This window comes from Streptomyces sp. NPDC018610 (assembly GCF_044391765.1).
Taxonomy (GTDB): domain Bacteria; phylum Actinomycetota; class Actinomycetes; order Streptomycetales; family Streptomycetaceae; genus Streptomyces.
In genome coordinates this window covers 54,537-73,589 of the sequence record NZ_JBISAL010000005.1, presented here as the reverse complement: position 1 = coordinate 73,589, position 19,053 = coordinate 54,537, and the positions used below count along the sequence as shown (strand labels likewise).

General features: G+C 73.7%; 22 protein-coding genes. 13 read left to right on the top strand and 9 right to left on the bottom strand.

Annotated features, from left to right (window positions below; all coding sequences use genetic code 11):
- The first annotated feature begins 104 nt into the window (after nucleotides 1-104).
- A complete protein-coding gene (ssuE, locus tag ACH5A8_RS14495) occupies nucleotides 105-659 on the top strand; it encodes an NADPH-dependent FMN reductase (protein WP_399001658.1) in 555 nt (184 codons plus the stop codon).
- Nucleotides 660-1,110: 451 nt separating this feature from the next.
- Here the strand turns inward: ssuE and ACH5A8_RS14490 are convergent, their stop codons facing one another.
- Nucleotides 1,111-1,818, bottom strand: coding sequence for a dienelactone hydrolase family protein (locus ACH5A8_RS14490; RefSeq protein ID WP_399001655.1), 708 nt, complete (start codon nucleotides 1,816-1,818; stop codon nucleotides 1,111-1,113).
- A gap of 239 nt (nucleotides 1,819-2,057) precedes the next feature.
- Here ACH5A8_RS14490 and ACH5A8_RS14485 point away from each other — a divergent pair, with 239 nt between their 5' ends.
- Both ACH5A8_RS14485 and ACH5A8_RS14480 read left to right on the top strand, forming a co-directional pair.
- Nucleotides 2,058-2,465 carry a VOC family protein gene (locus ACH5A8_RS14485; protein WP_399001653.1) on the top strand — a complete coding sequence of 136 codons (408 nt, stop codon included), beginning with the start codon at nucleotides 2,058-2,060 and terminating at the stop codon, nucleotides 2,463-2,465.
- A gap of 26 nt (nucleotides 2,466-2,491) precedes the next feature.
- Nucleotides 2,492-3,562 carry an adenosine deaminase gene (locus ACH5A8_RS14480; RefSeq protein WP_399001651.1) on the top strand — a complete coding sequence of 357 codons (1,071 nt, stop codon included), beginning with the start codon at nucleotides 2,492-2,494 and terminating at the stop codon, nucleotides 3,560-3,562.
- Here the strand turns inward: ACH5A8_RS14480 and ACH5A8_RS14475 are convergent.
- Entirely contained in the window at nucleotides 3,544-4,059 is a 516-nt protein-coding gene (locus ACH5A8_RS14475) for a DinB family protein (protein WP_399001649.1), read from the bottom strand. The genes ACH5A8_RS14480 and ACH5A8_RS14475 overlap by 19 nt on opposite strands.
- 86 nt (nucleotides 4,060-4,145) lie before the next feature.
- Nucleotides 4,146-5,054 (bottom strand): LysR family transcriptional regulator, encoded by a 909-nt coding sequence (locus ACH5A8_RS14470; RefSeq protein WP_399001647.1) that lies wholly within the window; start codon nucleotides 5,052-5,054, stop codon nucleotides 4,146-4,148.
- A gap of 135 nt (nucleotides 5,055-5,189) precedes the next feature.
- On the opposite strand from ACH5A8_RS14470, the gene mgrA reads away from it, so the two are divergent.
- The gene (gene mgrA, locus ACH5A8_RS14465; RefSeq protein ID WP_399001645.1) at nucleotides 5,190-6,182 is read left to right on the top strand and encodes an L-glyceraldehyde 3-phosphate reductase; all 993 of its coding nucleotides are present in this window, start codon (nucleotides 5,190-5,192) and stop codon (nucleotides 6,180-6,182) included.
- Nucleotides 6,183-6,344: 162 nt separating this feature from the next.
- Here mgrA and ACH5A8_RS14460 read toward each other — a convergent pair whose 3' ends face one another.
- Nucleotides 6,345-6,728, bottom strand: coding sequence for a nuclear transport factor 2 family protein (locus ACH5A8_RS14460; RefSeq protein WP_399001643.1), 384 nt, complete (start codon nucleotides 6,726-6,728; stop codon nucleotides 6,345-6,347).
- Between the two features lie 313 nt (nucleotides 6,729-7,041).
- Here ACH5A8_RS14460 and ACH5A8_RS14455 point away from each other — a divergent pair, with 313 nt between their 5' ends.
- On the top strand, nucleotides 7,042-7,452 hold the full coding sequence (locus ACH5A8_RS14455) for a hypothetical protein (protein ID WP_399001641.1): 411 nt from the start codon (nucleotides 7,042-7,044) through the stop codon (nucleotides 7,450-7,452).
- Between the two features lie 22 nt (nucleotides 7,453-7,474).
- Here the strand turns inward: ACH5A8_RS14455 and ACH5A8_RS14450 are convergent, their stop codons facing one another.
- The gene (locus ACH5A8_RS14450; RefSeq protein WP_399001639.1) at nucleotides 7,475-8,782 is read right to left on the bottom strand and encodes a streptophobe family protein; all 1,308 of its coding nucleotides are present in this window, start codon (nucleotides 8,780-8,782) and stop codon (nucleotides 7,475-7,477) included.
- A 146-nt stretch (nucleotides 8,783-8,928) separates the two neighbouring features.
- Between ACH5A8_RS14450 and ACH5A8_RS14445 the strand changes: the two genes are divergently transcribed.
- Complete coding sequence (locus ACH5A8_RS14445; protein WP_399001637.1) at nucleotides 8,929-9,384, top strand: ATP-binding protein; 456 nt, start codon at nucleotides 8,929-8,931, stop codon at nucleotides 9,382-9,384.
- Between the two features lie 38 nt (nucleotides 9,385-9,422).
- On the opposite strand, the gene ACH5A8_RS14440 is transcribed toward ACH5A8_RS14445, so the two are convergent.
- The gene (locus ACH5A8_RS14440) at nucleotides 9,423-10,307 is read right to left on the bottom strand and encodes an RNA polymerase sigma factor SigF (RefSeq protein WP_399001634.1); all 885 of its coding nucleotides are present in this window, start codon (nucleotides 10,305-10,307) and stop codon (nucleotides 9,423-9,425) included.
- A gap of 719 nt (nucleotides 10,308-11,026) precedes the next feature.
- Here ACH5A8_RS14440 and ACH5A8_RS14435 point away from each other — a divergent pair.
- Entirely contained in the window at nucleotides 11,027-11,419 is a 393-nt protein-coding gene (locus ACH5A8_RS14435) for a helix-turn-helix domain-containing protein (RefSeq protein WP_399002382.1), read from the top strand.
- A gap of 109 nt (nucleotides 11,420-11,528) precedes the next feature.
- On the opposite strand, the gene ACH5A8_RS14430 is transcribed toward ACH5A8_RS14435, so the two are convergent.
- Together ACH5A8_RS14430 and ACH5A8_RS14425 are read right to left on the bottom strand one after the other, a co-directional pair.
- The gene (locus ACH5A8_RS14430; RefSeq protein ID WP_399001632.1) at nucleotides 11,529-12,131 is read right to left on the bottom strand and encodes a ClpP family protease; all 603 of its coding nucleotides are present in this window, start codon (nucleotides 12,129-12,131) and stop codon (nucleotides 11,529-11,531) included.
- Between the two features lies 1 nt (nucleotide 12,132).
- Entirely contained in the window at nucleotides 12,133-12,771 is a 639-nt protein-coding gene (locus tag ACH5A8_RS14425) for an ATP-dependent Clp protease proteolytic subunit (protein ID WP_399001630.1), read from the bottom strand.
- A gap of 223 nt (nucleotides 12,772-12,994) precedes the next feature.
- Between ACH5A8_RS14425 and ACH5A8_RS14420 the strand changes: the two genes are divergently transcribed.
- The 6 genes from ACH5A8_RS14420 to ACH5A8_RS14395 all read left to right on the top strand — a co-directional run bounded on the left by ACH5A8_RS14420 (nucleotide 12,995) and on the right by ACH5A8_RS14395 (nucleotide 18,649).
- Nucleotides 12,995-13,477, top strand: coding sequence for a VOC family protein (locus ACH5A8_RS14420; protein WP_399001628.1), 483 nt, complete (start codon nucleotides 12,995-12,997; stop codon nucleotides 13,475-13,477).
- A gap of 118 nt (nucleotides 13,478-13,595) precedes the next feature.
- The gene (locus ACH5A8_RS14415; protein WP_399001626.1) at nucleotides 13,596-14,390 is read left to right on the top strand and encodes a VOC family protein; all 795 of its coding nucleotides are present in this window, start codon (nucleotides 13,596-13,598) and stop codon (nucleotides 14,388-14,390) included.
- 308 nt (nucleotides 14,391-14,698) lie between these two features.
- Complete coding sequence (locus tag ACH5A8_RS14410; protein ID WP_399001624.1) at nucleotides 14,699-15,400, top strand: ribonuclease H; 702 nt, start codon at nucleotides 14,699-14,701, stop codon at nucleotides 15,398-15,400.
- A 116-nt stretch (nucleotides 15,401-15,516) separates the two neighbouring features.
- Nucleotides 15,517-17,010, top strand: a complete 1,494-nt coding sequence (locus ACH5A8_RS14405) for an MDR family MFS transporter (protein WP_399001623.1) — start codon at nucleotides 15,517-15,519, stop codon at nucleotides 17,008-17,010.
- Complete coding sequence (locus tag ACH5A8_RS14400; RefSeq protein ID WP_399001621.1) at nucleotides 17,007-17,603, top strand: TetR family transcriptional regulator; 597 nt, start codon at nucleotides 17,007-17,009, stop codon at nucleotides 17,601-17,603. Before ACH5A8_RS14405 ends, ACH5A8_RS14400 begins: the two co-directional genes overlap by 4 nt.
- Nucleotides 17,604-17,665: 62 nt before the next feature.
- On the top strand, nucleotides 17,666-18,649 hold the full coding sequence (locus tag ACH5A8_RS14395; protein ID WP_399001619.1) for an aldo/keto reductase: 984 nt from the start codon (nucleotides 17,666-17,668) through the stop codon (nucleotides 18,647-18,649).
- A 33-nt stretch (nucleotides 18,650-18,682) separates the two neighbouring features.
- On the opposite strand, the gene ACH5A8_RS14390 is transcribed toward ACH5A8_RS14395, so the two are convergent.
- Nucleotides 18,683-19,045 carry a hypothetical protein gene (locus ACH5A8_RS14390; protein ID WP_399001617.1) on the bottom strand — a complete coding sequence of 121 codons (363 nt, stop codon included), beginning with the start codon at nucleotides 19,043-19,045 and terminating at the stop codon, nucleotides 18,683-18,685.
- Between the last annotated feature and the right edge of the window lie 8 nt (nucleotides 19,046-19,053).

Genomic DNA, 19,053 nt, shown 5'->3' with positions numbered 1-19,053 from the left:
CCGCCCGGCGGGCGACGCCGTCACACCGCCGGCACCGCCCGCCGGCCCCCCAACCCGGCCCCATCGGCGGTGCCCGCCCCGCAGCCCCAGAAATGAGGATTCCCATGGCCACGATCCTGTCCGTCTCCGGCAGCCCCTCCGTCTCCTCGCGCACCAACCGCCTGCTGCGCCACCTCGACCAGCGGCTGATCGCCCAGGGCCATGACGTCATACCGCTCGACGTGCGCACCGTCCCCGCCGAGGCTCTGCTCGGCGCGGACTTCCGTCACCCGGCGATCGTCGAGGCCACCGAACTGTTCGCCCGTGCCGACGGGGTCGTCGTCGGCACCCCCGTCTACAAGGCGTCGTACTCGGGCGTCCTCAAGGCGCTGCTCGACCTGCTCCCGCAGTACGCCCTCACCGGCAAGACGGTGCTGCCGCTCGCCACCGGCGGCTCCGTCGCCCACGTCCTCGCCATCGACTACGCCCTGCGTCCCGTCCTCACCTCCATGGGCGCGGCGCACATCGTGCAGGGCTGGTTCACCCTGGACAAGGACGTCACCCTGCACGAGGACGGCGCCCTGTCCGTCGAGCCCGCGGCGAACGAGGCCCTCGCCCAGGTGATCGACCAGTTCTCGGCGGCCCTCGGCCGGACCCCGCTGCTGGCCGCGGCGAGCTGAGCACCGTGACCGCACATGTGCCTACCGGGCAAGGCGGCGCGGACGCCGGCGCCGCGACCGTCGCGGAGGTCTTCCGCCTGCTCGGCGCCGCCGACGCCGGCCTCGCCCGGAACCCGCAGAGCCACTTCGTCCACCGGAACGTGATACGTCGTCACAGCGCCGCGCAAGGCGGAAGTCGCTCCTCGCCGAGATGCCGGCCGGACACCGGTCCGGCACCCCGGCGAGGGCGTGCCGCCGCGCCTGGCCGCCCAGGGGCTGTGGCGGCATCCGGCGGGCGCCGGTGCCGTCGCCGAGGCCCGGGTGCCGTTCGCGAGCTGAGCCCCGGCCGCGGGACGGCCGGGGGACGGGCGGTGTGAACAGGGGATGGCCCGCCCGCCCCGGGCGGGCCGTCCGGCCGGCCGGCGAGCCGCAGGCCCGGGCCGTCCGACCGGGGCCCCTCTCGCGTCGCCGCTCAGCCGAGCCGTTCGTGCAGGAACTCGACGGTGCTCCGCCAGGCGCGCTCGGCCGACCCGGGGTCGTGGGTGGGCCGGCGATCGTTGAAGAAGGCGTGGCCGGCCGGGTAGAGCCGTAGGTCCGGGGCCGCGCCGGTCTGCTCGCGGATCGTCTCGCGCAGCTCGTCCACCTTCCGCGGCGGGATGCTCCCGTCCTGTTCGCCGTAGTGGCCGAGGATCCGGGCGCGCAGGGCGGAGAAGTCGGGCAGCTCGCCGCGGATCACGCCGTAGAAGGGCACCGCCGCGCTCACCCGCGGTTCGACGGCAGCCAGGTACAGGACGAAGCCGCCGCCCATGCAGAAGCCGACCGCGCCGGCCGTGTCCGAGGTGACCTCGGGCAGCGACAGCAGGTGGTCCACCGCGCCGGAGAGCAGCTCGACGCCGCGGGCGACCGGCAGCGCCTTCATCATCCGGCCGGCCTCGTCGCTGTCGTGCGCGACGCTGCCGCCGTACAGGTCGGGCGCCAGCGCCACGAAACCCGCCGCGGCGAGCCGGTCGGCGACGTCGGCGATGTGGTCCGTCAGGCCCCACCACTCCTGGATGACGAGGACGCCCGGGCCGCTCCCGGACGGCGGCAGCGCGAGATACCCGTGGGCGGTGGCCCCCGCGCTCGGGAAGCTGACGTTCTGGCGGGCGGGAGTCTCCCCAATCCTGGGCCGCTCGGGCATCGTGCTCAGCTCCTGTGGGTCTCGTCGTGGCGCGCGCCGGGGGCGACGGGGCGCGTGCGCCATGGGTGACGAAAGGGGTTCCCCCGGGTGAGTCCGCGGAACCATCCGCACCGCCTGTACCGCCCGGCGGCGGAACCGGGCCGGCCGGACCCCTGCGCACGCATCCCGGGAAGCGGACTGGCGTCCATGACGTTTTACGTATAACCTCACCCGTCGATCGCCCGTCCCGAAAGGCCCCGATGAGACGCATCGCCCTGGTCACCCTCGTCGTCGACGACTACGACGAGGCGATCCGCTTCTACACCGAGGCCCTCGGCTTCCGGCTCGTCGAGGACGCCGCGCGCCCGGACGGCTCCCGGTGGGTCGTCGTCGCCCCCGGACCGGAGGAACCCGGCGGGGCCTCCGGCTCCGCGCTGCTGCTGGCCCGCGCCAAGGGCGAGGCGCAGCGCGCCCGGACCGGCGACCAGACCGGCGGACGCGTCGGCTTCTTCCTGCACACCGACGACTTCACCCGCGACCACGCCCGGATGCGAGCGGCCGGCGTGACCTTCCTGGAGGAGCCGCGCCACGAGCCGTACGGCACCGTCGCCGTCTTCCAGGACCTCTACGGCAACCGCTGGGACCTGCTCCAGCCCGCCACCGACTGACCACCCACCTGCCCGAGGAAACACCCATGACCGCGCCCAGCATCGACACCGACACCCTCCGCCGGCTCCCCAAGGCCGTGCTGCACGACCACCTCGACGGCGGCCTGCGCCCCGCCACCGTCGTCGAACTCGCGGACGCGGTCGGCCACACCCTGCCCACCGACGACCCCGACGAGCTCGCCGCCTGGTACTACGAGGCGGCCAACTCCGGTGACCTGGTGCGCTACATAGCCACCTTCGAGCACACCCTCGCGGTCATGCAGCACCGCGAGGGCCTGCTGCGGGTCGCCGAGGAGTACGTCCTCGACCTCGCCGCCGACGGCGTCGTCTACGCCGAGGTGCGCTACGCCCCCGAGTTGAACACCGACGGCGGGCTGTCGCTCGCCGAGGTCGTGGAGACCGTGCAGGAGGGCCTGGCCGCCGGCATGGCCAAGGCGGCCGCCGCCGGCACGCCCGTCCGGGTCGGCACCCTGCTGTGCGGGATGCGCATGTTCGACCGGGTCCGCGAGGCCGCCGACCTGGCCGTCGCCTACCGCGACGCGGGCGTGGTCGGCTTCGACATCGCCGGCGCCGAGGACGGCTTCCCGCCCGCCGACCACCTTGACGCCTTCGAGCACCTGCGCCGCGAGAGCGTGCCGTTCACCATCCACGCCGGCGAGGCGCACGGCCTGCCCAGCATCCACCAGGCGCTCCAGGTGTGCGGCGCCCAGCGCATCGGGCACGGCGTGCGCATCACCGACGACATCGTCGGCGGCAAGCTCGGCCGCCTGGCCGGCTGGGTGCGCGACCGCCGGATCGCCCTGGAGATGTGCCCGACCTCCAACCTGCAGACCGGCGCCGCCACCTCCATCGCCGACCACCCCATCACCGTGCTGAAGGACCTCGGCTTCAGGGTCACCCTCAACACAGACAACCGCCTGGTCTCCGGCACGACCATGACCCGGGAGATGTCCCTGCTGGTCGAGCAGGCCGGCTGGACGGTGGAGGACCTGCGCACCGTCACGGTGAACGCCGTCAAGAGCGCCTTCATCCCGTTCGACGAGCGCAGGGCCCTCATCGAGGACGTGATCCTGCCGGGCTACGCCTCCGCGCTCTGAAGCAGCCCCTTGACGTAGGCGGCCTGTCCGACGTGCTGGAGATCGTCGGACAGGACGCTGACCAGGCGCGCGCCCAGGGTGACGGGCGGGTCCCAGCCCTCGTCGACGACGCGTTCGAGGTCCTTGGCGGCCAGGCCGCCGAGCGCCCGCAGGCTCTGCTCGTGCACGGCGTCGTAGTACCCGGTCAGCAGGTCGCCGGAGGCGACCCGCACCTCGGCGACGTCGGCCGGGGTGTGCCCGTACCCGGTGTCGGTACGGCCCAGGCCGAGCCCGAAGCGCTTCTCCCAGTCCTGCGACAGCCACACCTGTTCGAGGTCGAACGCCTCGGCGAAGTGGTCGTCCTGCACCCGGGCGAGGTGCCACAGGAGCCAGGCGACGGAGTTGGCGTCGTCGGCGGGGCGGGCGTTCAACAGGTCGGCGGACAGGCCGTCGACGACGGAGTGGACTTCTTCCTGGATGCGGCCGTAGCCCTCGATGAGGATGTCCTTCGCATGCATGCGTCCACCATCGCGCATCGCGGCCGCTCGCGCGTCCGGAATCCCGGCCGCGGTCGCCGGGAGGGCGCGCCCGCGAGGCGGCGGGGTCAGGAGGGCAGGACGTCCCGGGAGAACGAGCCCTCGGCCTCCAGCAGCTCGATCAGGGCGCGGGCCGCGGGGCTGGTGGCCTGCTCCGCGGGCAGCAGCGCCACGGTCTCGTACGCCGTCTCGCCCACGCCCTTGAACGGCAGCGCGGCGAGCGAGGGCCGCTTGTGCCGGAAGTGCCGGGGGACCACCGCGATGCCCAGGTTCTCGTCGACCAGGTCGAGCAGGCTGTGCACGTCGTTGACCTCCAGGGCCACCGTGCGCCGGACGCCCGCGGCGGTGAAGGCCGCGTCCGTGGTGCGGCGCGGGCCCCAGTCCGGGTGGAAGTCGACGAACACCTCGCCGCTCACGTCCTCCGGGCCCAGCGCCGCGCCCGCCGCCGCGAACCGGTGCCCCGGGTGGCACAGCACGGTCGGCGGCTCGCCCGCCAGGGCCACCGAGCGCAGCTGGTCGGTGTCCGGCTGCGTCCGGTAGGCGAACGCCAGGTCGAGCCGGCCGGCCGCGACCCCTTCCGCCAGCGCCCCGGACCCGGCCTGCCGCAGCCGGACCTCCACGTCCGGGTGCCGCCGCCGGAACGCGGCGAGCAGGCCGGCCACATGCACCCCCGCGATGCACTGCTCGGTGCCCAGCGAGAGCGTGCCGCGCAGCACGCCCTGCACCGCCGCCACCGCCTCGTGCGCCGCCCGCACCTGTGCGAGGATCCGCTCCGCCTCGCCGAGCAGCGCCCGCCCGGCCTCCGTGAGGGTGACCCGGCGGGTGGTGCGCACGAACAGCGTGGTCTGCAGCTCCCGCTCCAGCGCCCTGATCGACGCCGACAGACCCGACTGGGACACCATCAGGCGCTCCGCCGCCCGGGTGAAGTGCTGGTCCTCGGCGACGGCGACGAAGTGGTGAAGGTGGCGCAGTTCCATGATTGAGAAGCCTATCCGCTCAATTCCATCGGATTCTTCTGTTGGACCACTGCACGCAGGTCGCGCGAGAGTGGGAGACGGATCCGGCTGTGCCGGAACCGGTCATCTGTGTGCCCCACCCCTCATGGAGTCGCGTTGTACACCGCCCACCCCGACCGCTACGCCGACATGCCCTACCGGCGCACCGGACGCAGCGGCCTGAAGCTCCCCGCGCTGTCGCTCGGCCTGTGGCACAACTTCGGCCCGGACCGCCCCGCGGAGACCCAGCGTGCCATCCTGCGCCGCGCCTTCGACCTCGGCGTCACCCACTTCGACCTGGCCAACAACTACGGCCCGCCGCCCGGCGCCGCGGAGTCCGCGCTCGGCGAGGCGCTGCGGGCCGACTTCGCGCCGTACCGCGACGAGCTGGTCGTCTCCACCAAGGCCGGCTACCTGATGTGGCCCGGCCCGTACGGCGAATGGGGCTCGCGCAAGTACCTGCTGTCCTCGCTCGACCAGAGCCTGAAGCGGATGGGCCTGGACTACGTCGACGTCTTCTACTCGCACCGCCCCGACCCGGACACTCCGCTGGAGGAGACGATGGGCGCGCTGCACTCGGCGGTGCAGCAGGGCAAGGCGCTCTACGTCGGCGTCTCCAACTACTCCGCCGAGCAGACCCGCGAGGCCGCCCGGATCCTCGGCGAGCTGGGCACCCCGCTGCTGATCCACCAGCCGCGCTACTCGATGCTCGACCGGCGACCCGAGGAGCAGGGACTGCTCGACACGCTCGACGAGCTGGGGATCGGCTCCATCGCCTACTCCCCGCTGGAGCAGGGCCTGCTCACCGCCCGCTACCTCGACGGCATCCCCGAGGACTCCCGCGCGGCGAGCGACAGCCCCTTCCTCGACTCCGACGCTGTGACGGGGGAGTTGGTGGGCAGGCTGCGCGCCCTCGACGAGATCGCCAAGTCCCGCGGCCAGTCGCTGGCCCAGCTGGCGCTGGCCTGGGTGCTGCGCGGCGGCCGGGTGACCTCGGCCCTGGTCGGCGCGAGCAGCCCGCGGCAGCTGGAGGACAGCGTCGCCGCGACGCGCAACCTCGACTTCGACGCGGCGGAACTCGCCCGGATCGACGCGATCGTACGCCGGTGACGGCCCCGCCGGGGCGGCCACCGCGGCGGGCCCGCGCCCCGGTGGGTCGCCCCGGCGGTGTCCGGGCGACGGCGGACGGCCGTCCACCCTCCCCCGTGGGGTGGACGGCCGTCCGCCGTCCTGTGTGTCCGCCGCCCGCCGCCGGGGCGGGCGGCGGGCTGCTCAGGCCCCGGCCGGCACCCGGTCGAGGAACCCGAGCACGGTCCGGATCCGGCCCTCGCCGTCCAGGGTGATCACGTCGAACCCGGCGACCGGAGCGGAACCGTCCGCCGCGCTCACCAGTTCCCAGGTGAAGCGCGCCGTGTCGTGGTGGCCGTCCACGGCCCCGCTGAGCCGGAAGGCGAAGCCCGGGAACTGCCCCTGCGCTGCCGTGATCAGCGCCGCGATCTGCTCGTGTCCGCTGACGTCGGCGAGCGGGTCGGTGTAGCTGCCGTCCGGGGTCCAGGCGGCCGACACCGCCTTCTCCAGCGCCTCCTGGCCGCTCGCGTTCCAGGCCTCCAGGTAACGGGCGACGGCGCTCTCGTAACGGTCGGTCTGTGCGGACATGGGAAATCAGCCTCCATCGAGGGCGTCGGTTTCGATCGGGATTCGGATCTCCGTGACCGGTGATCCGATGGCTCCACCATGCCCGGGCGGCGGGGGAGGGGTCGATTACCGCAGGGGTAATGCCCGGTCGGCGGCCGGTCCGCGCGGTTTTGGCCAACCGGCCCGCGGAATATGCCAGGAGACTGGCCGGAAAGTCGTGGTGACACTGTTTCAGGAGTCAACATACTCGAACGTCAGGGACGTTTCACCGCACAGGAGCCGCACCGGGAGCGAGGCACGACCAGCAGGCGAACCATGCCACGGGGGAGGAGCAGTGCACGACGAATTCCTGTGCCATGTCACCGGGTACGGCGTGTGCGGCGGCCGCCGCATCGGCGTCCCGCTCGGCACCTACCGGGCCCCCACCCTGGCACTGGCCCTGTGGTGGCTGCGCGACCGGGCCTCCTGGATCGCCGAGCGGCTCGACCCCGGCCCCGAGACCCCTTACGTCCCCACGGGCGCCCTCGTCCCCGTCCCGGAGACCGTGACCGACGTGCCCGGCATCCTGCGCGCCTGGTGCGCCGACCCGGTCCGCCAGGAACTCGTGGCCGACGAGCTGGCCGGCGGACGCCTGGTGCGGATCGCCGCCGGCGACGACACCACCGAGTACGAACTGCTCGCCGAGTCGGTGGACGCCCTGCGCATGCAGCGGACCCTCCCGGCACTCCTGCTGCCGATGGGCTGACGGCCCCGCCGCGATGACGGGCTCAGCGACCGCCGGCCGCCTCCCGCACGGCCCGGTGGCGCCGCCGGACCACGCGGGCCGGAAGCGCGCCCAGCAGCCCGGTGACCAGGCCCCACAGCGCGGCGAGGCCGAGCGCGCCCCACAGCCGTGGACGCAGCAGCAGTTCCCCGGACAGCCCGCCGCCCACGTCGCCGATGCCGAGCAGGGACAGCCCGTAGTGCGCGGAGATCCGGCCCGACAGGCAGATCAGCAGCACCGTCAGCACCAGCGCCACGGCCATCCGCAGGGCGTGCTCCCACAGGCGCAGCCGGGCCGGGGAACGCGCCGCCGCCAGGAAGGCGGCGGCCAGCAACAGGACCGCGTCCACGGTCACCAGCCACCACACCCGGTGGTCGTGCTCGGCGAGCGTGCCCAGGTTGAGCGTGGACACGTCCGGCGTGCGCAGCACCTCGTCGAGCAGGTGGGGCACCGGCAGCCCGAAGGGGCCGTCCACCCTGCCCTTCCAGGTGGCGCCCAGACCGATGGTCAGCGCGAGCCACACCAGATTCGGCAGCCCGAGCAGAACCAGGGCGAACGTCCGGGCCGCGTGGCCGCGCACCGCCGCCGTCACCAGCGCGACGACCAGACCCACGACCACGTACGTGAGCAGCAGCACGACCATGGCGTACGCCACCGGACGCACCGAGGCACGCGGGCGGCGCAGCCGCACCGGTACCGGCGCCCCGCGCGCCGCCAGCAGGGCGATCGCCAGCACGCCCGCCAGCCACAGCAGCCCGAACGCGACCGTCAGCGGCACATCGGTGGTGAAGCCCACCTCGGGCTCCGCGCCGAACAGAGAGCCGATCGCCCCGAGCACCCCGTCGCCGAGGTCGACGGCGAAGGTCTGGCGGGCGGCGAACGCCAGAGCGATGAGGGCCACCGCCCACAGGACGGCGATCCGGGCCGCCCACCAGGCCAGCTGCCGCGCCCCGGCCACCGTCCGGCGCCCGCAGGGGCGCAGGAAACCCGCGCCGACGACGAGCGCCCCGGTCAGCGTGACCGACAGCGGCATCACCGTGACCCCGGCGTGGGTCTCGGCCAGTACGCCCGCGTCGCCCGACAGCTCCATGCTCCCGCCGACCGCCGTGACCACGGTCGCCACGACCACCCTCGGGAAGGCGGTGTCGGGCAGGTCCGCGGCGCCCGCCGCCCACAGCCCCAGCGCCGCCACCGCGCCCATGGCGACCATCGCGCCCAGCACCGTGGCCAGGGCCAGGACCCAGCCGGGACGGGCGGTGACCGGCGCCTGCGGGGGACCGGGGGACGGGGCGGGATTCGGTGGGCGGCTCACGCTGTCACGCTAAGCAGGGCCCCGGCCCCACGCCCGCCGGGAGGTCCGTCCGCGTCGGCGGACCGCCGGGGACTGCCGGGCGCGGCTTTGGGTAACAGGACAGGTGCAGTAGCGTCCGGTCGGACCGGCTTCCGAGAGAGAAACGCATGATCGAGCACCCGGACGGGGCAGTGATACCCACTGGCTTCGACGTACCCGTGGAACCGCTTCGGCGGGCGACGCACTACACCGGCGAACCCGGCTGCATCGCCGAGGCGCGTTCCTTCGCCGCGCACTTCCTCGACGAGCTGAGGACCGAGTGGTGCGCACCGATCGGCCCCCGCTCCGGCGAGGCCCTGCTGCTGGTGGTGAGCGAACTGGTCACCAACGCGGACCGGCACAGCGACGGACCGTACATCCTGGAGCTGGAGGGCACGGACACGACCGTGAGCGTGTGCGTGTACGACAGCAACGGGTCGCTGCCCCGCCGCTACCCCCGCGACCCGGAACGCATCGGCCGGCACGGACTGGAGATCGTGCACGCCCTGGCGGCCGAGGTCACCGCCGACCGGGTCCCGGTCGGCAAACGGGTCCGCGCCCGGGTGCGCCTCCAGGACGACTGAGCCCGCCGCTCCTCTCGGCCGCCGCGTTCCGGTGCGGGTCAGGCGCGGCCCAGGTCCCCCAGCATGCCCTGGCGCAGCTGCGTGATGATCCGCTTGATCAGACGTGAGACGTGCATCTGCGAACAGCCGAGCCGTTCCCCTATCTCGGCCTGGGTGGCCTCCTCCACGAACCGCAGATGGATGATCTGCCGGTCCCGGTCGCTGAGCCCGGCGACCAGCGGGGCGAGCGCGTGGAAGTCCTCGACGAGCCGGATCCCGTGCTCCTCCACGCCGATGAAGTCGGCCAGCACCGCCTCGCCGCCCTCGGGGCCGTCCCCGGTGAGGGCGGCGTCCAGGGACGAGGAGTTGTAGCCGTTGGAGGCGATCTGCGCCTCGATCACCTCGTTCTCGGAGAGGTTCATCAAGGTGGCGAGCTCGGCGACCGTCGGGTCGCGGTCGAGACGGCTGGAGAGCTCCTCGCGGGCCCGGGCCAGCTCCACGCGCAGCTCCTGCAGCCGGCGCGGCACGTGCACCGCCCAGGTGGTGTCCCGGAAGAAGCGCTTGATCTCACCGACTATGTACGGCAGGGCGAACGAGGTGAACTCGACCTCGCGCGACAGCTCGAACCGGTCGATGGCCTTGATCAGGCCGATCATCCCGGTCTGGACGATGTCCTCCATGTCGTCGCTGCGGTTGCGGAACCGTCCGGCCGCGAAGCGCACCAGCGACATGTTCATCTCGATGAGCGTGTTGCGGGCGTACTGGTACTCGTGGGTGCCCTCTTCGAGTTCGGTCAGGCGCCGGAAGAAGTGCCGGGACAGTTCGCGCGCGTCGCGCGGGGCGACCGAGCGGGGGTCCGTGACCGTCGGCACGGGCGCGCCGTCCGTCCCGTTCCTCCGGGTCTCCTCGGCCGTCGCGTCGGACCGGGTCACGGCGGTGTCCATTGCCTCTCCTGCGAAAGTCACGGTTCGACCCCTGCCTCTTCGGCCTTCATGTACATGTCTGTGCAGCGGTTGTGCGCCGGCGCCGACCGGCCCCGGCACCCCCGAGTACCCGAGACGCGGGAAGCCATGCCCGTCGGCGGCCGCCGGTTCGTACGGCGTCGTGCCGGGCCCCTGGTTCCCGGCGGGGCCTGCCCTGCGGATACCCCGGGTGACGCGGCGCATGCCCACCGTGTGCCCGCGCGGCGCGAAAAGGACGCCTGCGGCCCGGTCCGGACGGTGGGCCCCGGCCGGGCCGCCGTGATCGGCTCGTGCGGGGAGCGCCGCGGCGGTGCGGGCCGGCTCGGCGGCCGGCGTGCCCGGGTGACGGGGGCCGGCTCGGCCGTACGGCTCCTCGTTGTCGTCGCGGGTGTCCCGAGGCGCCGCCTCCGCCTCTTGCGCGCCGGTGATTCACCGAGGGCGGAATTCCGCGCCCTTCCCTCCGCGTCCGGGACTCCTAGGCTGGGAAGATGACCGACCAAGCGCCGAACCAAGCCCGCGTCGTCCCCCTGCGCCCGCCGGCCGCCCGCCCGGGGAGCACCCGCCCGGCGCAGACCGCCCCGGCCCCCGGACGGCCCGTCCCTGCCCGCCCGGCTCCCGAACACCCGCTCTCCGGCGGCCCGGTGGCCGGGCGTCCGGCCACCGGCCGAGTGGTGTCGGGGCGTCACGTGTCCGGCCCCGCGGTGTCCGGACGCGCGGTTTCCGGCCGTCCGGAGAGCGAGCGGCCGGTCTCCGGTCGGCCCGAGGACCGCGCCGCGCGGCCCGCCGTGCGCGAACCCCTCTGGCGCGATCTCGTCGGTGACGTGCTGCGCCGTGAGCGGCTGGCCCAGGAGCGGACTCTCAAGGACGTGGCGGACGCGGCGCGGATCTCGATGCCGTACCTGTCGGAGGTCGAGCGCGGCCGCAAGGAGGCCTCCTCGGAGGTCCTGGCGGCCGCGGCCCAGGCCCTCGGCCTCGGTCTCGCCGACCTGCTGGCGCTGGCGCAGGGCGAGCTGGTCCGGATCACCAGCCTGACCGCGGGCCGCGGCCGGGGCCCGTCCGGCTCCCGCTTCGACGGGCTCTGCCTCGCGGCCTGAGCACCGCCGCGCCGGCCGGCGACCTGCACGCACCGCGGAGCCGGCCGGCAGGCGGGGCGCGCCGCGGAGCCGGTCGGCAGGCGGGGCGCACCGCCGGTCGGCCGGCGCCTCAGACCATCGCGAGGCGGCGGCTCAGCACCTCGTCGGCCAGTCCGTACGCCACCGCCTCCCGCGCGGTGAACACCTTGTCACGGTCCATGTCGGCGCGCAGCGCGGCGGTGTCGCGCCCGGTGTGCCGGGACAGCACCTCCTCGACCTGCGCGCGGACCCGGACCATCTCCTTGGCCTGGAGCGCGAGGTCGGAGACCGTGCCCTGCCGGCCGCCGCTGGCGGGCTGCCCGAGCAACACGCGCGCGTGGTCCAGCACGAACCGCCGCCCCGGGTCACCGCCCGCCAGCAGCACAGCCGCCGTGGAGGCCGCCTGACCCACGCAGAAGGTGGAGATCGGCGACTGCACGAACGTCATCGTGTCGTAGATCGCCATCAGTGAAGTGAACGATCCGCCGGGGGAGTTGAGGTAGATCGCGATCTCGTGCTCCGGGTTCGACGACTCCAGGTGCAGGAGCTGCGCGATGACGACGTTGGCGACCCCGTCGTCGATCTCGGTGCCGAGGAAGATGATCCGCTCGTTCAGCAGCCGGCTGAACACGTCGTAGGACCGCTCGCCCTGCGCGGTCCGCTCGATCACGTACGGAACCGTGTACGACCCCATGTCAGAGCCCCATCCGTCGGCGGGACGTGGCCGGGCGGACGTCGTCCAGCGACTCCACCACCCGGTCCACCATCCCGTACTCCATGGCCTGTTCGGCGGTGAACCAGCGGTCCCGGTCGCCGTCGCGCGAGATCGTCTCCTCGCTCTGCCCGGTGTGCCGCGCCGTGAGCCGCTCCATGGTCCGCTTGGTGTACTCCAGGTTCTCCGCCTGGATCTCGATGTCCGCGGTGGTGCCGCCGATCCCCGCCGAGGGCTGGTGCATCATGATCCGCGCGTGCGGCAGCGCGAACCGCTTGCCGGGCGTCCCCACGGTCAGCAGGAACTGGCCCATGCTCGCCGCGAAGCCCATCGCCAGCGTGGACACGTCGTTGGGGATGAGCCGCATCGTGTCGTAGATGGCGAGGCCGGCCGTGACGGAGCCGCCGGGGCTGTTGATGCAGAGGCTGATGTCGGTGCGCGGGTCCTCGGCGGACAGCAGCAGCAGCTGGGCGCACACCCGGTTGGCCGACACCTCGTCGACCTGGGTGCCCAGGAACACGATGCGCTGGGTGAGCAGTTGGGCCGCGAGGTGGTCGTCGAAGCGGCTGGGCGCAGTGTCGCCCTCCTCGGCCCGTGGCGCGAACGCGGTCGGTGGTGTCATCGGGTCTCCTCCTCGTGGCGTGGATGCCGTCGCCACCACTGTCGGCCAGGGCCGGGACCCCGAGGCGGTTTCTCTGCCCGCGGCAGATTCGCCACGGGCGAAGCGCCCGTCGGCAGGCGCGCGGACCAGCGGATCTGTCGGAAATCGGCGGCGGAGCGATGAGTTTCGGGGAGCACGGCGGTCGATACATGTGGCAGCGACCCCGCACCCTCAGGAGCACCCCATGGCCGACGAAGGATTCACCACCTGCCTCTGGTTCGACGGACAGGCCGAGGAGGCCGCCCACTACTACGTCTCGGTGTTCGAGAAGTCCGCCATCGGCCGGATCAGCCGCTCCACCGAGGCCGGCCCCGGCCCCGCCGGCTCCGTGGTCGTCGTCGACTTCACGGCCAACGGCCACCGGTTCATCGCGCTGAACGGCGGCCCGCAGTTCACGTTCAACGAGGCGATCTCCTTCCAGATCCACTGCGCCGACCAGGCGGAGGTCGACCACTACTGGGCCAGGCTCACCGAGGACGGCGGCGAACCCGGCCCGTGCGGCTGGATCAAGGACAAGTACGGCGTGTCCTGGCAGGTCGTCCCGGACGGGCTCGCCGAGATGATCTCCGACCCGGACGCCGAGAAAGCGGCCCGCGCCACCCGGGCGATGCTCGCCATGGGCAAGCTCGACATCGCCGCCCTGAAGAGGGCCCACGCGGGCGGGTAGCGGGCGGCCGAGCGGCCGGCCCACCCGATCGGGGGAGTGGGCCGGCCGCCGTGCGCCCGGTGACGGGGATGACTAGCGTGAGAGACCGGACACACCACCGGACCGGAGGACCGCGGCCATGGCCGTACGACCTGAGGGAACACCCTGCTGGGCCGACGCGATGTTCACCGACGTCGAGCAGGCCCGGCGCTTCTACGGGCACGTCCTCGGCTGGAGCTTCGGCGAGTCGTCGTCGGAGTCCGGGAACTACACCGAGGCGTACGCGGACGGCAAGGCGGTGGCCGCCGTCGTACCCCCCGCGCCCGGTCAGGAGGGCCGGTCGCAGTGGTGCCTCTACTTCGCCTCGCCGGACGCCGCGGCCACCGCCGCGCGGATCCGCGACCACGGCGGGGAACTGCTGATGGAGCCGATGCGCGTCGGTGACTTCGGCACCATGTGCCTGGCCCGCGAGCCGAGCGGCGCCGTGTTCGGCGTCTGGCAGGGTGGGACCCACGAGGGCTTCGAGGCGGTCGGTACGCCCGGCGCCTACTGCTGGGCCGAGGTCTTCACCCGAGAGCCCGACAGGACCGACCCCTTCCTCACCGCCGTGTTCGGCTACCGCGCGAAGCGGATCGAGGACGAGGCGATCGACTTCCGCGTCTTCGACCTCGGCGGCGATCCCGTCCTCGGCCGGATGCGGATGACGGACGACTTCCCGCCCGAGGTGCCCCCGTACGTCAACGTGTACTTCACCGTCCCCGACTGCGACGCGGCCGTGGCCGCCGCCACCGGGCTCGGCGGGGTGGTGCGGTTCGGCCCGGCGGACAGTCCCTTCGGCCGGGTCGCCGCGCTCAGCGACCCGCAGGGCGCGAACTTCTCCGTGATCGACGTCACGACGAGACGGGGCGAGATGCCGCAGGCCGCCGAGGGTTAGGGCCTGCCTGACGCATGTCCGCCTGCCTCGCGGTGCCTGGCGCGCACTCCCCGAAGCTCTTCGAGCAGGGGGAACCCCCAGGTCGCGTCGCCGAAGCGCCCACGTGGCTCCTCCCCCGAGCTCTCGACGAGCAGGGGGACCCCCGTCGAGGACGCTTCGGCGCCTTGCGCTCGCACGCACCGGACCCGCGAGGCCCGCCCTCTGGGCGAACGACGGGGGATGTGTCGGACAGGCCCTGGGGCCCTCCCCTCCCGACCAGGCCGGATCGTGGCCCCGGGGGCCCGTGCGGCCGTGGCATCATCGAGGCCATGCTTGAACGAGTGGTGGCCGCGTGCGACGGCGCGTCGAAGGGAAATCCAGGACCGGCCGGCTGGGCGTGGGTGGTCTCCGAGGATGCCGAGACGGCGGCCCGCTGGGAGGCCGGCGCCCTCGGCACGGCCACCAACAACGTCGCCGAACTCACCGCGCTGGAACGGCTGTTGACGGCGACCGACCCGGGCGTGCCGCTCGAGGTGCGGATGGACTCGCAGTACGCGATGAAGGCCGTCACCACCTGGCTGCCCGGCTGGAAGCGCAACGGCTGGAAGACGGCGGCCGGCAAGCCCGTCGCCAACCAGGAGCTGGTCGTGCGGATCGACGAGCTCCTCGACGGCCGTACCGTGGACTTCCGCTACGTGCCCGCCCACCAGGTCGACGGCGACCCGCTCAACGACTTCGCCGACCGCGCCGCCAGCCAGGCGGCGACCGCCCAGGTGCCCGCGGGCAGCGCCCTCGGTTCGCCGGAACCGCCGCCCTCGCCCACCGCCCCCGCCGCGCCCCGCCGCCGCACCGGCCAGGGCAACGGCGCCAAGCGGACGCGCGCCGCCGGTTCGGGGGCCTCCCGCACGATCAAGGCGAAGTTCCCCGGCCGCTGCGTGTGCGGCCGCTCCTACGCCGCCGGCGAACCCATCGCCAAGAACGACCAGGGCTGGGGCCACCCGGAGTGCCGCACGGCGGCGACCGCCGGATAGCCCGGCGCGCCCTTCGGGGACGGCGGGCGACGGCCGGCAGACGTTGGTGAACAGCCATTCACCCGATAAGGTGAATGGCTGTTCACCCCGCGTCAACCCCCGCCGCTGGAGTGCCGATGGAACAGCCCGCACCGATATCCGACCCGTCCGGCGCGCTCCCCGGGAGCCCGCGCCTGCGGGACCGGCTCACCATCCCGGTGCTGGCGTACGGCGGCATCCTCATGGCCGTCATGCAGACGGTGGTCGTCCCGCTCCTGCCGGACCTGCCCCGGCTGACCGGCTCGTCGCCGGGCGCGGTCTCCTGGACGGTCACCGCGACCCTGCTCTCCGGCGCCGTCCTCACCCCCGTGCTCGGCCGCGCCGGCGACATGTACGGCAAGCGGCGGGTACTGACCTCCGCCCTCGCCCTCATGACTCTCGGCTCGGTGATGTGCGCGCTGTCCTCCGACATCGCCGTGCTCATCACCGCCCGCGCGCTGCAGGGCGCGGCGGCCTCCGTGGTGCCCCTGTCGATCAGCATCCTGCGCGACGAACTGCCGCCGGAGCGCCGGGGCTCGGCGGTCGCGCTGATGAGCTCCACCGTCGGCATCGGCGCAGCGCTCGGTCTGCCGCTGGCCGCGCTGGTCATCCAGTACGCCGACTGGCACACCATGTTCTGGCTGACCAGCGCCCTCGGCGCGCTGGGGGTCGGCGCGGTGTGGTGGGCGGTGCGCGAGTCGCCCGTGCGCGAGCCGGGCCGGTTCGACGTTCCGGGTGCGCTCGGCCTGGCCGCCGGCCTGGTCTGCCTGCTGCTCGGCGTGTCCCAGGGCAGCCAGTGGGGCTGGACCGGGCCGCGGGTCCTCGGCCTGTTCGCGGGGTCCGTCGTCGTCCTCGCCCTGTGGTGGTGGCAACAGCTGCGCGCGGCCCGCCCGCTGGTCGACCTGCGCCTCGTCAGCCGTCCCCGGGTGGGCCTGTCCCACGTGGCCGCCCTGCTCACCGGCTTCGCGTTCTACGCCAACACCCTCGTGACGGCCCAGCTGGTGCAGGCGCCGAAGGCCACCGGGTACGGGCTCGGGCTGTCGATCGTGCAGACAGGCCTGTGCCTGCTGCCGGGCGGCGTCACCATGCTGCTGTTCTCGCCGCTGTCGGCCCGCATCTCGGCGGCCCGCGGCCCGCGCGTCACACTGGCGCTCGGGGCCGCGGTCATCGCCTGCGGGTACATGGTGCGTATCGCCGACAGCCGCGACCTGTGGATGGTCATCCTCGGCGCGACGGTCGTGGCGACCGGCACCACCCTCGCCTACTCCGCGCTGCCCACCCTGATCCTGCGGGCCGTCCCCGCCGCCCAGACCGCCTCCGCGAACGGCGTCAACGTTCTGATGCGCACCATCGGCCAGGCCGTCTCCAGCGCCGCCGTCGCAGCGGTCCTCGTCCATCACAGCAGCCCGCTCGGCGGGGCGTCCGTCCCCACCCTGCACGGCTACCTGCTGGCCTTCGCGATGGCCGCCGCCGTGGCCCTCGTCGCGTGCGCCGCCGCCCTGAGCATCCCGGGCGACGACGGGCAGGGCAGCACCACCCGCGTCCGCGCCGACGCACGCGAGGCGCGGGACCAGGCGCTGGAGGAGGCGTGAGCACTCCGCCGGACACGGCGCCGGGCGCCGCCCTCCCCGCCCGGCGCGACGCCGAGGCGACCAAGGCGGCCATCCTCAGGGCCGCCCGGTACTTCCTGGCACGGCAGGGGCACGCCGGCATCACGCTCAAGGCGGTCGCCGAACGCGCCGGTGTGAGCCCGCCGCTGATCCTGAAGTACTTCGGCTCCAAGGACGCCCTCTTCGCCCGCGTCATGTCCTTCGAGGGCGACGCGGCGGGCCTGCTGGACGCACCGCTTCCCGAACTGGGCCGCCACATGGTCCGTCACGTCCTGCTGAGCCAGCGAGACCGGGGCGCCGACCCCGTTCTGCGGATCGTCTTCGCACCCCTGCACGGCGAGCGCGGCGACCTCCTGCGGGCCAACTTCCGCACCCAGGTGACCGAACGCCTGGCCGAACGGCTCACCGGCCCGGACGCCCCGCTGCGCGCCGAACTCGCCGTCGGCGTCCTGCTCGGCCTCAGCGCGATGTACGGCATCGCACGCGGCCCGGCGCTGCGCGCGAGCGCGATCGACGATCTGGTGGAGCGGTACGCGCCCGCCGTGCAGGGCCAGCTGACGCCCCTGCCCGGGTGAGCGGCCGCGGCGGGCCGTACCGACGGTCCGGGCGCGCCGCGTGCGGGTGCGAGACTGGCCCCATGGACGAACGTGAATTCGGCAGGTCGCACCAGCATGCGTCGGTCGTCGGGCTCGGCACCTGGCAACTGGGCGCCGACTGGGGCGACGTGGACGACAAGGAAGCCCTCGCCGTACTGGAGACCGCCGCCGAGTCGGGGGTGACCTTCTTCGACACGGCCGACGTGTACGGCGACGGCCGCAGCGAGCAGACCATCGCCACCTTCCTCAGCACCCGGCCCGACCTGCACGTGCTGGTCGCCACCAAGATGGGCCGGCGCGTCGAGCAGATCCCGCAGAACTACGTGCTGGACAACTTCCGTGCCTGGAACGACCGTTCCCGGCGCAACCTCGGCGTCGACCGGATCGACCTGGTGCAGCTGCACTGCCCGCCGACGCCCGTGTACTCCACCGACGAGGTGTTCGACGCCCTGGACACCCTCGTCGAGGAGGAGCGCGTCGCCGCCTACGGCGTCAGCGTGGAGACCTGCGCCGAGGCCCTCACCGCGATCGCCCGGCCCAACGTGGCCAGTGTGCAGATCATCCTGAACCCGTTCCGGATGAAGCCGCTGCGCGAGGTGCTGCCCGCCGCTCGCGAGGCGGGCGTCGGCGTCATCGCCCGGGTCCCGCTGGCCTCCGGCCTGCTGTCGGGCAAGTACACCAAGGACACCGTCTTCGCCGCCGACGACCACCGCACCTACAACCGGCACGGCGAGGCCTTCGACCAGGGCGAGACCTTCTCGGGCGTCGACTACGGGACGGGCGTGGAGGCCGCCGCCGAGTTCGCCGCGCTGGCCCCCGAGGGGTGCAGCCCGGCCCAACTGGCGCTGCGCTGGATCATCCAGCAGCCCGGCGTCACCACGGTCATCCCGGGCGCCCGGTCCCCGGAGCAGGCCCGCGCCAATGCGGCCGCCGGGAAGATGCCGCCGCTCACCGACGAGACCCTGACGGCGATCCGGGACCTGTACGAGCGCCGGATCAAGGACCAGGTCGAGGCCCGCTGGTAGGCCTTCGGCGGGCGCCCGGGCACCGGAGCGCGCTCACGGCTCCAGGCGCAGCTGCCGCTCCTCTTCCTGGTCACCGGCGGCGGCGCCCTCGTCGTGCGCGTTGAAGGCGCGGCTGAGCGTGTCGCCGGCCCGCCGCACGGCCTGCGGGGTGCCCTGGACCGTGACGGTGACGGGCGCGGTGAGACGTCCGCCCCCGGGCGAACCGCCGGACTCCTGACCGGCGGCCCCGCCGGTTTCTCCGGCCGGGGCGGAGAAGGTCGCCGTACGGACCGTCGCGTTCTCGTCGCCGGGGAGTTCGTCCGGCGCCCCGAAGGTCGCCTCCAGGGCCCTGACGACCGCTTGGGCGTCGGCGACCTCGCCACCGCTGAGCGTCACCGTGAGCTGCGTGCCGGGCATCGGCCAGG

Coding starts and splice junctions, on each gene's coding strand:
- ssuE (WP_399001658.1), top strand. CDS start 105: ATGGCCACGATCCTGTCCGTCTCCGGCAGCCCCTCCGTCTCCTCGCGC.
- ACH5A8_RS14490 (WP_399001655.1), bottom strand. CDS start 1,818: ATGCCCGAGCGGCCCAGGATTGGGGAGACTCCCGCCCGCCAGAACGTC.
- ACH5A8_RS14485 (WP_399001653.1), top strand. CDS start 2,058: ATGAGACGCATCGCCCTGGTCACCCTCGTCGTCGACGACTACGACGAG.
- ACH5A8_RS14480 (WP_399001651.1), top strand. CDS start 2,492: ATGACCGCGCCCAGCATCGACACCGACACCCTCCGCCGGCTCCCCAAG.
- ACH5A8_RS14475 (WP_399001649.1), bottom strand. CDS start 4,059: ATGCATGCGAAGGACATCCTCATCGAGGGCTACGGCCGCATCCAGGAA.
- ACH5A8_RS14470 (WP_399001647.1), bottom strand. CDS start 5,054: ATGGAACTGCGCCACCTTCACCACTTCGTCGCCGTCGCCGAGGACCAG.
- ACH5A8_RS14460 (WP_399001643.1), bottom strand. CDS start 6,728: ATGTCCGCACAGACCGACCGTTACGAGAGCGCCGTCGCCCGTTACCTG.
- ACH5A8_RS14445 (WP_399001637.1), top strand. CDS start 8,929: ATGATCGAGCACCCGGACGGGGCAGTGATACCCACTGGCTTCGACGTA.
- ACH5A8_RS14440 (WP_399001634.1), bottom strand. CDS start 10,307: ATGGACACCGCCGTGACCCGGTCCGACGCGACGGCCGAGGAGACCCGG.
- ACH5A8_RS14430 (WP_399001632.1), bottom strand. CDS start 12,131: ATGGGGTCGTACACGGTTCCGTACGTGATCGAGCGGACCGCGCAGGGC.
- ACH5A8_RS14425 (WP_399001630.1), bottom strand. CDS start 12,771: ATGACACCACCGACCGCGTTCGCGCCACGGGCCGAGGAGGGCGACACT.
- ACH5A8_RS14420 (WP_399001628.1), top strand. CDS start 12,995: ATGGCCGACGAAGGATTCACCACCTGCCTCTGGTTCGACGGACAGGCC.
- ACH5A8_RS14415 (WP_399001626.1), top strand. CDS start 13,596: ATGGCCGTACGACCTGAGGGAACACCCTGCTGGGCCGACGCGATGTTC.
- ACH5A8_RS14410 (WP_399001624.1), top strand. CDS start 14,699: ATGCTTGAACGAGTGGTGGCCGCGTGCGACGGCGCGTCGAAGGGAAAT.
- ACH5A8_RS14405 (WP_399001623.1), top strand. CDS start 15,517: ATGGAACAGCCCGCACCGATATCCGACCCGTCCGGCGCGCTCCCCGGG.
- ACH5A8_RS14395 (WP_399001619.1), top strand. CDS start 17,666: ATGGACGAACGTGAATTCGGCAGGTCGCACCAGCATGCGTCGGTCGTC.
- ACH5A8_RS14390 (WP_399001617.1), bottom strand. CDS start 19,045: ATGCCCGGCACGCAGCTCACGGTGACGCTCAGCGGTGGCGAGGTCGCC.